Here is a 13449-nt window from a genome sequence, read left to right on the forward strand (position 1 = left end):
GGTGAATCAATATGGAATGCAATAAAGGTAAGCAAAGGGAAGTGATGAGACTGACATCTGTGGTGACCGCCAGTTTAGTGATACAGGCGCTATGTTATGTGCCGTTGGCGGAGGCGAAGCCAACTCCGAACCCGATCGTGACCGCGTCAGGGGTGGCGATAGTACCGCAGCTTAATTTAACCAGTGGTTACAACGACAATTTAGCGAAATCTCACCGCCAGCAAGATAGCTCCGCTTTTACGATTATTGAACCCGGAGTCGGGTTAAGGTTTGAGCCGCAAGGCAATCAAACTGAAGTTAGCTATCGGTTACGTAATGGGCGCTATTTTAGCTCCGAGCAAGATAACTTTACCGACCATTTTCTCGAGCTTTCTAGCCAGTGGCCGTTGAATTCACGTCACCGTTTCGCTGTGCAATATCACTTAGCATTAGCCCATGAAGGACGTGGTGATAACGATACTACGTTTGGCCTAGCGTATAACCAGTATGATAGCCATACACTTAATTTTGGCTATAGTTTTGGTGCTACCCAAGCGGTAGGTCGTGTTGAGACCAATCTAGGTTGGCAGGATTTTCGTTATCAAAATAACCGAACGATTACCCAATATCAGGACTGGGAGGAGTGGCGTTTTAATTCGACCTTTTACTATCAGGCTTGGCCACGCACTTCATTGATTGCACAGGTGATCGCCAACTCGCGTCGCTATGACCTAGTGGAGCCGAAGTCCAGTAGTAAAGATAATGATCATTACTTTGCTTACGTTGGTGCGTTTTGGGATGCCACCGGTAAATTGCAAGGCAGTGCCAAACTGGGTTATCAGCAAAGAGAGTTTGTTGCCACCAGCCGCAAGGATTTTGATTCTCTATCGTGGGATGTCGATGTGACTTACCAAATTCGCACCTATTCAGCATTGCAACTGTTGACGCATCGCCGCTCGACAGACGCCGATGGTGACGGCGATGCCATCGATGCGCAAACCTATCAAGCCAGTTGGTCGCACAATTGGAATGCCAAGTGGCAGACTGTCGCGCAATGGACTCAACTTGATGAAGCCTACACCGTTTCTGAGCGTGAAGACCAAACCACCAAGGCGAGTTTAAATCTCAGTTATGATTTTCGGCGCTGGTTAACCTTTAACGTTGGGGTTGGCCGCGAAAGCAAAGACGCTAGTTTTGATCGACTCAGCTATAGTCAAAATGTTTATTTACTGTCCATTTACGGTGTGATGTAACCCACTATGAAGTCTCTATTCTCTTTTGTGCTCTGCTTGTTACTGCCAGTTCTGGCGATAGCCAATGATGGTTTTTATCGTTTGGGGGTTGGCGATCAAATTCGGATCCAAGTCTATGACGAACCCGAGCTCTCTTTTGAAACTCGGGTCAGTGACAATGGTACGTTGGATTATCCATTTCTTGGCAAAATTAGTTTGAAAGGTCAAACCTTAGAACAGGTCAAAACTGAGATTCATGATGGTTTGCAGGATGGATATCTGCTTAATCCGAATGTGTCGGTATCTATCCTCGAATATCGCCCTTTCTTTGTGAATGGCCAAGTGATGAAGCCCGGTAGCTACCCATACCATCCCGGTTTGACAGTTAATCAAGCGATCACTATCGCGGGGGGATTCACTGAACGCGCCTCAAAAACCAATCTATTTATTGCTAATAACGATGATCTTGAGGCAAAACCACTCAAAGTCACGTTACTGAGTAAACTTCAACCGGGTGACATATTGACTGTCTCCGAAAGCTTCTTTTAATTTTAGGGTGTAACGGTACACAAGATGGCAGGTAAACAATTCACTCAAGAAGAAGTCATTGATATTCGTCAGTATTTCAATGTGCTGCTTAGCTACAAATGGCGAATTTTGCTGTTTTCAACTTTAGTCACCACAATAAGCTTATTGCTCGTGCTCTCAATGCGTTCAGAGTACACCGCCCGTGCCACGATTTTGATTGAATCGACACAAGCGAAAGCGGTATCGATTGAAGAGGTATATGGGCTCGATACCAAAAGTCAGGAATACTATTTAACTCAAATTGAAATTCTTAAATCGGATGCGATTGCAGAGCAGGTCATTCAGCGTTTGGCTTTACAGAGCCACTCTGAATTCGACCTTACTCCGCAAAATAATCGTTTATCCGAGTTAAAAGAGCAGATCTTGCAGTGGCTACCGATACTTAACCGCTTCAAGTCACAAAATGTGGAGCAAGATCCAGAACAGTTGGCATATCGTCAAAATCGCCTAGTGTTATATAAGTTCAAGCTGGGTATGGAGATTGTTCCTATCCGTAAAACGCAGTTGGTCAATATTTACTATACCGCGGGAGATCCTCAATTAGCGGCTAACATCGCTAATGAAATCGCTCGGGTTTACATGGATAGTCATCTGGAAGCCAAGTTGGAAGTGGAATTAAAAGCCAACACTTGGCTCAATACGCGTATGGAAGAGCTGCGTGAAAAAATGCGCAGTTCCGAGACTCAACTGCAGGCATTTTTACAAGCCGAAGGTTTAGTGGATGTGCAAGGCGTGGAAGGCTTAGCAACCCAGGGGCTGGAAGAGCTGACTTCACAGATGAACCGAGCGCGCGATCGTCGTGTTGCCGCAGAAACCCTGTATTTGGTCGCTAGCAGCTATAGCAAAAATGATCGCGATATCACTGCACTCTCATCCATTCCAGAAATTTCCAACCATCCGACCATTCGAGATTTGAAGGTAGCAGAGGTCGATGCTGAGCGTAAAGTCTCTGAATTTTCTAAGCGTTATGGTCCGAAACACCCGAGATTGAAATCGGCGCAGGCACAGCTAGATGCGGTGCGTAGCAATCTGCGCGCTGAGCTTAGGCAACTACTTAATGGTATCAACAATGAGTTACAGGGCGCAAAACAAGCGGAGCTGGCACTGCAGGCGGAATTTAAGCAGCGTAAATCAGAGTTTCAAACTCTAACCGTCAAAAATGCCAAATTTTCAGAACTCAAACGTGAAGTGCAAACTAACCGTGAGCTGTTTGATCTATTCTTAGCTCGCCAAAAAGAAACCAGTGCTTCAGGGGATTTTAATACCACTATTGCCCGCTTTACTGACCAAGCGAGCCCACCGTTAGCGCCGAGTAAGCCGAACAAAAAGCTGATTGTGCTGTTGACGTGGGTGGCATCGTTTGGTTTTGGGTGTGTGTTGGCATTTATTTCTGATGCGATGTCCGACACTTTCACCGATATTAAGCAAGTAGAGAAACAGCTGGCGCTGAGTTTATTAGGGGTGATCCCAATGATTGGTAAACGGCGTGCTAAATTAGATGCCAAAGCGTATTTTGATGCGGGCTTACATCAACTCACCGAAGCGGTGCGTACTATCCGCACCAGTTATTTACTGGCTCATGTTAATCAGGGGCAGCATGTGGTGATGTTGACCTCCTGTATACCGGGCGAGGGTAAAACGCTATCCAGTATTAACTTAGCCTTATCTTTAGCTCAAATGGAGAAGACGCTGCTGATTGACTGCGATTTACGCAAGCCAGCGGTTGCTCATCGGTTTGGGATCTCCGGTGCACAGCCGGGTATCACTAATTTGTTAACCGGGACCCATAGTCTTGCAGATTGTATATATCATGATCAGCAATCTGGGCTAGATATCCTCACGGCGGGGGTTTATACCTCGAATCCGTTAGAGTTGCTGTCATCTTCGAAATTCAGCCACTGGTTAACGCAATTACGTACTCAATATCAACAAATCGTGATTGATACTCCACCCTGTTTAGCGGTAAGCGACAGCTTTATGCTGGCCAAATACGTTGATTCGGTGATTTTAGTGATTGATGCTCATCATACTCGCACACCGATGGTGCGTGATGTAGTGGGGAAATTGACTCATCAAGCCAGTCGTATTGATGGGGTGATACTCAATCGCTTGAATGCTAAACAAGCCTCACGCTATAGCGGTTACTATCATCCTCAAGCTTATTATGCTGATTACGGTAAAGCGAGTGCGCGCGAGTAGAAGCCAAAGTGAAAAAGAAAGTTTGTTGGTTTTCAATCAGGGGAAGCGAATGTGGCATGTATTGCGTGCGCTAATTGAGCAGCGTCCAGTTTCTATGCTGCTGTTGTGGGGATTAGCACTAATGACCGCGCTGGCTTCAGGGCTGAAATCATTCGGTTGGCATGCTGATTACGTGAAACAGTTGGAGCTTATGGTTGGCAGCGATTTACACCTGCATGCATTATTAGCCCTGAGTTTAACCTTGGTTGTTTATCGGGTGCTTTCGGCGACCTACGCTAGTTATCAAGGTGTACTGTTCGCGGGAGGGATTGTCGCGATCGGTTGTATGGTGGATGAAGCGTTGCAAGCTTTTGCACCGTTACGGACTTTTAGCCTGTTAGATATTTTGGCCAGCTTGATGGGGGTGATGAGCGCAAGTTTATGCAACGCTTTTTGGGTAGGATGGCGGCAACGTAAGCCGGTTGCTGTTCATTAAGCTATCAGGCTTCTAGGCCATCCCCTTCCTACTTGAAGCTGCAGCGGTGTTGGCGACGTTCGTTCACCCCAATCACATAGTTTGCCTATGCTCATGGGGACTCACTCACTTGCCGCCTAGCTGCAACTCCAAGTTGTTTGGGTATATTTAGCCATGTTTACGTGGTTAAACATGCAGGTAGTCTCTGGCGTTATGAAAAAACTGCATAATAAATTCCGCTAATTAGGCTTTATGATAAAGATCAAATTATGTAGAATGCGTTGCATAAAGTGATGACGAAAACGTTTGCGTTGAGTCGTTGTGTGGTTTTTTTGCAATTTCAGTCAAATCTGAGTCAGGAGATACAGATGCTTAAGCGTGATATGAACATCGCTGATTACGATCCGGAGCTTTACGCGGCTATCCAAGAAGAGACACTTCGCCAAGAAGAACATATTGAACTCATTGCTTCAGAAAACTACACCAGCCCGCGTGTAATGCAAGCACAAGGTTCTCAACTGACCAACAAGTATGCGGAAGGTTATCCTGGCAAGCGTTACTACGGTGGCTGTGAGTTTGTTGATAAAGCGGAAGCTTTGGCGATTGAACGTGCTTGCCAACTGTTTGGCTGTGAATATGCCAACGTGCAACCACACTCTGGCTCTCAAGCGAACAGCGCAGTGTATATGGCGCTACTTAACCCAGGTGATACTGTGCTTGGTATGAGCCTTGCGCACGGTGGCCACTTAACCCACGGTTCGCCAGTGAACTTCTCTGGTAAGCATTACAACATCATTCCTTATGGCATTGATGAAGCTGGCCAAATCAACTACGACGAAATGGAAGCGTTAGCGTTAGAGCACAAACCTAAGATGATCATCGGTGGTTTCTCGGCTTACTCACAAATCGTTGATTGGAAGCGGATGCGTGATATTGCCGATAAAGTCGGTGCTTATCTATTTGTCGATATGGCGCACGTTGCTGGTTTGGTCGCGGCTGGAGTTTACCCAACACCCGTACCATTTGCTCATGTGGTGAGTACCACAACCCATAAAACTTTGGCTGGTCCACGCGGCGGTTTGATTTTGTCAAATGCTGGCGAAGAGATGTATAAGAAACTGAACTCTGCGGTTTTCCCTGGCGGCCAAGGTGGTCCACTGATGCATGTGATTGCGGCTAAAGCAGTGGCATTTAAAGAAGCGATGGAGCCTGAGTTCAAAGCTTATCAAGCGCGCGTAGTCAAAAATGCTAAGGCGATGGTGGCGCAGTTCCAAGCTCGCGGCTATAAAATTGTCTCGAACAGCACCGAGAATCACCTGTTTTTGGTCGATCTGATCGATAAAGACATTACCGGCAAAGATGCGGATGCCGCACTCGGTGCAGCGAACATCACGGTTAACAAAAACTCGGTGCCAAATGATCCACGCAGTCCATTTGTGACATCTGGCATCCGCGTAGGTACACCGGCGATCACCCGTCGTGGCTTTACCGAGCAAGATGCACAAGATCTGGCTAACTGGATGTGTGATGTGCTCGATAACATCAATGATGCTGCGGTAATTGAAGCGACCAAGCAAAAAGTGCTGGCGATCTGCCAACGTTTACCCGTTTATGCGTAAGCGGTCAGTCGAACAGATACTGCGATAAGTGAAAGCCTGCATTTTTGCAGGCTTTCTACTTTTTATCTTACTTAGAAGCGCAATGGCTTTTACTACTTAACTTCTAACCCTTTGGCTTGCAAATCCGCATGATAAGAAGAGCGCACAAACGGGCCACATGCCGCATGAGTAAAGCCGAGTTGCAGTGCGATGGCTTTTAGTTCATCAAACTCAGCAGGGGGAACATAGCGCTCAACCGGTAAATGGTGGCGGCTTGGTGCTAAATATTGGCCGAGTGTTAACATGGTTACCCCATGGGCACGTAAGTCTTGCAGTACTTCAATGATCTCTTGCTTGGTTTCACCTAAGCCCATCATTAGCCCTGATTTAGTCGGGATATGCGGGTGCTGCTGTTTAAATTGGCGCAGTAATTCTAGCGACCACTTGTAGTTTGCCCCCGGGCGCACTTTACGATACAAGCGTGGCGCCGTTTCTAAATTATGGTTAAACACATCCGGTGGATTATCTTGCAGCGCGGCTAAGGCAACATCCATCCGGCCTCGGAAATCTGGCACTAGGGTTTCAATTTTGATGTGTGGATTTAACTGGCGAATTTCACGGTTACACGCAGCGAAATGTTGCGCGCCACCATCACGTAAATCATCACGATCTACTGAGGTGATCACCACATACTTGAGCTGCATATCGCGAATGGTTTGTGCTAGTTTTTGCGGCTCTTGCGCTTCCGGCGCATTTGGGCGGCCATGGGCCACATCACAGAACGGGCAGCGTCGAGTACAGATGGCACCAAGGATCATAAACGTGGCGGTACCATGGTTAAAACATTCCGCCAAGTTGGGACACGAAGCTTCTTCACACACTGAGTGCAGGCTATTTTTACGCATCGCGGCTTTGATGTCTTGGATGCGTTGACTGTCGCTGGGCAGCTTTATTCTCATCCATTCCGGCTTGCGCAGAATTTCTTGCGGCTCTGTCGGCATATTTTTGGTTGGAATTAAGGCCATTTTGGCGGCATCACGATACTTAATGCCGGCTTCCATCTGAATTGGTTTACTCATAATTATAGGCTTCTGTGCTGAATTCGACTTGCTCGTAGTCTAGTTGAGCAACGAGGTTTTGGATTAATAGTTGTGCTACGGCTTCGAGGTCAACCGAGCGATCAAAATCGCTGATTTGCACCATCTCCATGCCGGGATAGCCACAAGGGTTGATGCGTTGAAAAGGGCTAAGATCCATCTGAATATTCAATGCCAACCCATGGAATGAGCAGCCTTTGCGGATACGCAAACCTAATGAACAGATTTTTTTATCTTGTACATAAACCCCAGGCGCATCAGGGCGGGCAGCAGAATCAATCTGGTAGTCTTGTAAGGTGTTAATGACTAACTGTTCAATCTTAGTGACCAGTTCACGAACCCCGAGGTGTTTACGGCGCAGATCAATTAATACGTAGGCGATTAATTGCCCGGGGCCATGGTAAGTGACTTGCCCACCACGATCACTTTGCAGCACTGGAATATCACCAGTATTTAATAGATGTTCAGTTTTGCCAGCTTGTCCTTGAGTAAACACTGGATGGTGCTCGACCAGCCAGACTTCATCGCGCGTTGTTGAGCTACGCTGATCGGTGAAGTGGTGCATCGCCTGCCAAACGGGCGTGTAATCCTGCTTACCAAGGTATCTCACTAACAACTGATTTTCCATCAAGCACATCCATCTGAGATATGTAAAGTATTTCGATTATAAACTGCTTGTGCATAATCAACTACCTATCTGCGGCATCTTTTTGATGTTATGGTGGGGGTGGCTAATTAACTTTATGAAAAATAAAGAAAAGCAGCCGAAGCTGCTTCCAATAATATTTTAACAAATAAAATAATGACGAGGTTTACAACACCATACGCACAATATCGATTTCACCTAGCTCTTTATAGAGGATTTCCACTTGTTCGATCGAGGTCGCGTGAATGGTCACTGATACGGAATGATAGTTACCTTTTGCGCTTGGTTTGACTCGTGGGCTGTAATCACCAGGAGCGTGGCGCTGAATCACTTCTAACACCCGTTCTGGTAGCTCAGGTTTAGCATATCCCATGACCTTGTAAGTAAAGGAACATGGAAATTCGAGCAAATCTTTTAATTTCGCATCAGAGTTGATGTTGAGCATAGTGACACTCCAGTTTGAGCATTGGAAAAACGGGACGAAATACTACAGCCATTCCGATGTGATCTCAAGCGCACAAAAAAGCCGCACTGGGCGGCTTTGTTTAGTGTTGAATCGATATGCACTCAAGCTAGGATAGGGTTCACTTAAAACCAGCTTTTAAACAGCAGTACCAAGTAGTCCCACAGACGATTAAATAAGCTACCTTCTTCTACATCTTCCAGCGCCATCAGTGGGTATTGCACTAGATCGTTGCCAGAGAGTTGATAGTAAAGCGTCCCGACCACATCACCTTTTTTCAGTGGTGCTTTAAGCTCTTTTTCCAGCACAAAGCTGGCGGTGAGATCTTTGGCTTGGCCGCGAGGTAGGGTGACATAAGTATCTTCTGCCACGCCGAGCGCGATGGTATTTTGGCTACCCATCCAGATGGTTTCGTTGACAAAGGTTTCGCCAGCTTTATGTGGCGCTACGGTTTCAAAAAAGCGGAAGCCATAACTGAGCAGTTTTTTACTTTCTGCTTTGCGGGCGTTTTCACTGTCGGTACCCATCACCACAGCCACTAAACGCATGCTCCCTTCAGTCGCTGAGCTCACTAGGTTATAACCCGCGCCACTGGTGTGTCCGGTTTTGATCCCATCCACATTCATGCTTTTATCCCACAGTAAGCCGTTGCGGTTATATTGGGTGATACCGTTGTAGGTGTATTTTTGCTCCGCATAAATGGCATATTCATCCGGTACATCTCGGATCAGTGCTTGGCCAAGTAGCGCTAAGTCATAAGGGGTTGAGTATAAATTCGCATCATCCAAACCATGTGAGTTGGTGAAGTGGGAATTTTTCATATTCAACGAGCTAGCCCAAGCATTCATCAGATCGACAAACGCATCTTCGGTGCCGGCAATGTGTTCAGCCATGGCGACACACGCATCGTTACCGGACTGAATAATAATGCCACGGTTAAGATCGCTGACTTTTACTGTGGTTCCGACTTCAATAAACATTTTCGATGAGTCAGGAAAGTTTTTCGCCCAAGCATTTTTGCTGATCGTTACATCATCATTGAGTGAAATATTGCCACGTTGGAGCTCTTGCCCAATCACATAGCTGGTCATCATTTTGGTCAGGCTGGCCGGAGAAAGTTTGGTATTACTCTCTTTTTCCGCTAACACTTTACCTGAATGATAATCCATCAACACATAGCCTTTGGCGGCAATTTGTGGTGCATCAGGAACCACGATCGGAGAGGCTAATGCGCTGCTGCTTAATGAGATGGCGAGCGTAATCGAAGACGCTAACCCAGATTTTAGGATTAATTTTTTCATGGTGAATGCTTAGTTCTACTTAAGTGTCCGTAATCTTAACAAAAATAACCTCTCAAACCAGACGCGGATGATCAAGTCTGGTTTGAGTTATTATTGAGTGCGTTTATTAAGCGTTTTAATAAATGCGCTGTCGTAACCAGCAGATTTTACTTGTTCAAGTAAATTCTGGGTTAGATCATCGTCAGTAAAGGGGCCAAGGTACAAGCGATGATGGCTGTCTGCGCTTTCCACAAAGCTTGGCACCGATAAGTTCTGACCTAAGTTCTGCGCTAAAGTTCGGACCCGTTCAACATGTTGTGATGAAACCACCTGAATCACATATTCAAGCGCATTAATTTTCGGGCGCGGGGCTGTTGGCTTGTCGACACTGATGACTTCAATTTTGACATTGGCCGTGCCAGCTTGTACTACGCCAATTTTGTAGGCGGCCGCATAGCTAAGATCAATCACTCGTCCGTCATGGAACGGACCGCGATCATTGACTCGGACAATGGTGGTTTTGCCATTATCGGTGTTGGTCACTTTTACATAGCTCGGGATCGGCAGGGTTTTATGCGCAGCCGTCATCGAATACATGTCGTAAATTTCACCATTTGAGGTGCGGTGACCATGAAACTTTTTACCATACCAAGAGGCTTTACCGCTTTCGGCAAAGCCTTTGGGATCTTTAATAATGCTATAGCTCTTACCGCGCAGGTTGTAGTTTTTATTGCCGCCTAAGCTATATGGCTCATACTGTGGATGAGCATCTTCAATATGCTCAACCGACAGTGGTTTATCCGGTGCTTTATCATCCGACATCTCGTAGCGGCCACTGGAAGAGCTGCATCCAGCCAAAATGAAAATAAGCAAGGTGTATAAATAAAATCGGTTCATTAAAGTGTCTTCGAAAACGCCTTACGATGGGTATGAATGGACATCAAAATACCGAAACCGGCCATCAGAGTCACCATTGAAGTCCCACCATAACTAATCAGCGGTAGCGGTACGCCTACCACAGGTAAAATTCCGCTTACCATGCCTATGTTCACAAACACATACACAGAGAAGCTGAGTACGATACTGCCCGCCATCATGCGCCCAAAGGCATTTTGGGCATGGCTAGCTAAGTACAGCCCGCGGCCAATAATAAATAAATATAGGCTCAACAGCGCTAAGATGCCGATCATACCCCATTCTTCAGCAATTACTGCAAAGATAAAGTCAGTATGTCGTTCAGGAAGAAATTCCAGTTGCGATTGCGTGCCATGTAGCCAGCCTTTGCCGGATAACCCGCCCGATCCAATCGCAATCTTACTTTGGATAATATGATAGCCCGCTCCGAGTGGGTCGGATTCTGGGTCAAACAGCGTGCGTACCCGAACTTTTTGGTATTCGTGCATCAAAAAGAACCACAGTACAGGCACAAAAGCACCCACGGAAATGGCCGCAGCCGTGATCAGCTTCCAACTGATCCCGGCTAAAAAAATCACAAAAATGCCGGATGCGGCAATCAGAATTGAGGTACCTAGATCGGGTTGTTTCGCAATCAAGATAGTCGGTACAAACACCATCAGTAGTGAAACTGCTAAGGTTTTTAACGAGGGCGGCAGAGCGCGTTTGCCGATATAACGTGCCACCATCAGCGGAACCGCCAGTTTGAGCAATTCTGAGGGTTGGAAACGGACAAAACCAAGGTCAAGCCAACGCTGTGCACCTTTGGAGGTTTCTCCAAACAGCAGTACACACACTAGCAGTACCCCCCCACAGAAAAACAGTATTGGTGCAGCACTTTCGTAAGTGCGAGGTGAAATTTGTGCGAGCAGCACCATTACCACCAGTGACATCGCCATACGCATCGCTTGGCGATCCATCATAGCGATGCTTTGCCCGCTGGCACTATACATCACTACTAGCCCAAATCCCATCAGGGTTAAGACACCAATTAACAACGGTAAATCGAGATGAAAACGCTCAAACAGCACCCGATTTTGTCCGGTAGAGGGATCCATCTTCATTATTGTTGTGCCTCTTGTGTCACACTGTTACCTAAAATCACCCGATCGAAGATCTGACGGACCACAGGGCCACCATTGCTTGAACCGCCACCGCCGTGTTCGAGTACCAATGTGACGATCACTTTGGGATCATTCACCGGAGCGAAACCAGTAAATAAAGCGTGGTCGTGTAGATGTTCCGCTAATTCGCTGGCGTTGTATTTTTGGCCATCAGCTAAACCAAACACTTGCGCAGTACCGGATTTGCCCGCTGTAGGATAAGACATATTTTGAAAAGCGCGTCGTGCGGTACCTTTCGCGCCATGGTTAACCAAGTGCATGCCTTGGATCGCCATCTCCCAATACCGTTTTGGCACCCCATCAATCGGCGGATAGGTGGTGTAAGACATATCCCGCTGACTAGCAAATTGGGCACCGTTTTCAATGGTGGCACGCAATAGATGAGGTGCAGTGACAGCACCATGGTTGACTAACACCGAGGTGGCTTTGGCAATTTGCATCGGGGTTGCGGTCCAATAGCCTTGACCAATTCCAACCGGAATCGTATCACCTTGGTACCATGGCACTTTATGGCGGGCCATTTTCCATTCACGAGTAGGCATATTCGCCTTACTCTCTTCGTAAATATCAATGCCGGTAAATTCACCAAAACCAAAACGCATCATCCAACTGGAGAGCTTATCGATCCCCATATCGTAGGCTATTTGATAGAAGAAGGTATCCACCGACTCTTCAAGGGATTTGATGATATCAACTCGACCATGTCCCCAGCGTAGCCAATCACGGAAAGGGCGCGTATCGGTATTAGGAATGCGCCAATAGCCTGGATCGTTACGCGTGGTATTTGGGGTGATGACGCCGTCTTGCAGTGCTGAAACGGCGATAAAGGGCTTAACCGTTGAACCGGGTGGGTAAATCCCCAGCGTGGTACGATTCACCAATGGGCGGCGTGTATCATTGAGTAATTCATTGTAAGCCTTGGCGGAAATACCATGTACGAACGAGTTGGGGTTATAGCTTGGGCTCGATACCATCGCCAGTACACCATTATCCTGTGGATCGAGTGCAACCACAGAGCCACGGCGTCCATCTAATAATTGATAAGCGTAGAGTTGTAGTTCAATGTCGAGGTTGAGCACAATATCTTGCCCGGGGATAGGCGGAACATATTTTAGCGTACGGATCACCCGCCCGCGGCTATTGACTTCCACTTCCTGATAACCGGCAGTGCCATGCAGCAAATCTTCGTAGTAACGTTCAATGCCCAGCTTGCCAATATCACGTGTGGCTTGATAGTTGGCTTTTTTATCTTCTCGCTCTAAGCGCTCCAGATCTTTATCGTTAATGCGTGATACATAGCCAATCACATGAGTCAGTACTTCGCCATATGGATAATAACGTTTTAGGTTAGCGCTAACTGCAACACCGGGGAATTTGTGCTGATTGACCGAGAATTTAGCCACTTGCTCGTCGGTGAGCTGAGTCAGTAATGGTACCGAGTTAAAACGCCGTGTTTGGCGGCGTTCTTTTTCAAAAGCGGCCAGTGCTTCTGGGCTAATTTCGAGGATCTGCTGTAAGCGCTCAATCGTTTCCGTCATATTGGGCACTTTTTCTGGGGTCAGCTCTAAGTTGAATACTGGACGGTTTTCCGCCAGCAATACCCCATTACGATCAAAAATCAGTCCGCGATTCGGTGAAATCGGCACCACTTTGATTCGGTTATCATTGGAGCGGGTTTTATAATCTTGATACTGGTTGATCTGGATATGATACAAGTTAGTGACCAGCAGCCCCATACACAGCAAAATTGCCAAGAAAGAGACGATAGCGCGATTACGAAACAGCTGCGTTTCGGCTTGATGGTCGCGGATTGGGGAATGCTGGTGTCGCATGGC

Annotated in this window: 12 protein-coding genes; 5 read left to right on the plus strand and 7 right to left on the minus strand. The window is 46.8% G+C overall.

Annotated elements, in window-relative coordinates; translation table 11 throughout:
• Positions 1-44: 44 nt before the first annotated feature.
• From PUN32_RS00090 to glyA, 5 genes are all read left to right on the plus strand, one after another.
• Complete coding sequence (locus PUN32_RS00090; RefSeq protein ID WP_274721206.1) at positions 45-1232, plus strand: outer membrane beta-barrel protein; 1188 nt, start codon at positions 45-47, stop codon at positions 1230-1232.
• Positions 1233-1238: 6 nt separating this feature from the next.
• A complete protein-coding gene (vpsN, locus tag PUN32_RS00095) occupies positions 1239-1760 on the plus strand; it encodes an exopolysaccharide export protein VpsN (protein WP_274721207.1) in 522 nt (173 codons plus the stop codon).
• 24 nt (positions 1761-1784) lie between these two features.
• Complete coding sequence (gene vpsO / locus PUN32_RS00100; protein WP_274721208.1) at positions 1785-3998, plus strand: exopolysaccharide regulatory tyrosine autokinase VpsO; 2214 nt, start codon at positions 1785-1787, stop codon at positions 3996-3998.
• Between the two features lie 49 nt (positions 3999-4047).
• Positions 4048-4473: a VanZ family protein gene (locus tag PUN32_RS00105; RefSeq protein ID WP_166014586.1), complete on the plus strand. Its 426-nt coding sequence runs from the start codon at positions 4048-4050 to the stop codon at positions 4471-4473.
• Between the two features lie 347 nt (positions 4474-4820).
• A complete protein-coding gene (gene glyA / locus PUN32_RS00110; protein ID WP_166014587.1) occupies positions 4821-6071 on the plus strand; it encodes a serine hydroxymethyltransferase in 1251 nt (416 codons plus the stop codon).
• Positions 6072-6163: 92 nt separating this feature from the next.
• Here glyA and lipA read toward each other — a convergent pair whose 3' ends face one another.
• The 7 genes from lipA to mrdA all read right to left on the minus strand — a co-directional run bounded on the left by lipA (position 6164) and on the right by mrdA (position 13446).
• Positions 6164-7129, minus strand: a complete 966-nt coding sequence (gene lipA / locus PUN32_RS00115) for a lipoyl synthase (RefSeq protein WP_166014588.1) — start codon at positions 7127-7129, stop codon at positions 6164-6166.
• Complete coding sequence (lipB, locus tag PUN32_RS00120) at positions 7122-7775, minus strand: lipoyl(octanoyl) transferase LipB (protein WP_274721209.1); 654 nt, start codon at positions 7773-7775, stop codon at positions 7122-7124. Before lipB ends, lipA begins: the two co-directional genes overlap by 8 nt.
• A 184-nt stretch (positions 7776-7959) precedes the next feature.
• The gene (gene ybeD, locus PUN32_RS00125; RefSeq protein WP_166014590.1) at positions 7960-8238 is read right to left on the minus strand and encodes a DUF493 family protein YbeD; all 279 of its coding nucleotides are present in this window, start codon (positions 8236-8238) and stop codon (positions 7960-7962) included.
• A gap of 143 nt (positions 8239-8381) precedes the next feature.
• On the minus strand, positions 8382-9557 hold the full coding sequence (locus PUN32_RS00130; protein ID WP_166014591.1) for a serine hydrolase: 1176 nt from the start codon (positions 9555-9557) through the stop codon (positions 8382-8384).
• A gap of 90 nt (positions 9558-9647) precedes the next feature.
• A complete protein-coding gene (locus PUN32_RS00135) occupies positions 9648-10433 on the minus strand; it encodes a septal ring lytic transglycosylase RlpA family protein (protein ID WP_274721210.1) in 786 nt (261 codons plus the stop codon).
• On the minus strand, positions 10433-11554 hold the full coding sequence (gene rodA / locus PUN32_RS00140; RefSeq protein ID WP_274721211.1) for a rod shape-determining protein RodA: 1122 nt from the start codon (positions 11552-11554) through the stop codon (positions 10433-10435). Before rodA ends, PUN32_RS00135 begins: the two co-directional genes overlap by 1 nt.
• Positions 11554-13446: a penicillin-binding protein 2 gene (mrdA, locus tag PUN32_RS00145; protein ID WP_166014594.1), complete on the minus strand. Its 1893-nt coding sequence runs from the start codon at positions 13444-13446 to the stop codon at positions 11554-11556. Before mrdA ends, rodA begins: the two co-directional genes overlap by 1 nt.
• Positions 13447-13449 lie beyond the last annotated feature (3 nt).

The sequence above is a fragment of the Vibrio chanodichtyis genome (genome assembly GCF_028863985.1).
Lineage (GTDB): Bacteria > Pseudomonadota > Gammaproteobacteria > Enterobacterales > Vibrionaceae > Vibrio > Vibrio chanodichtyis.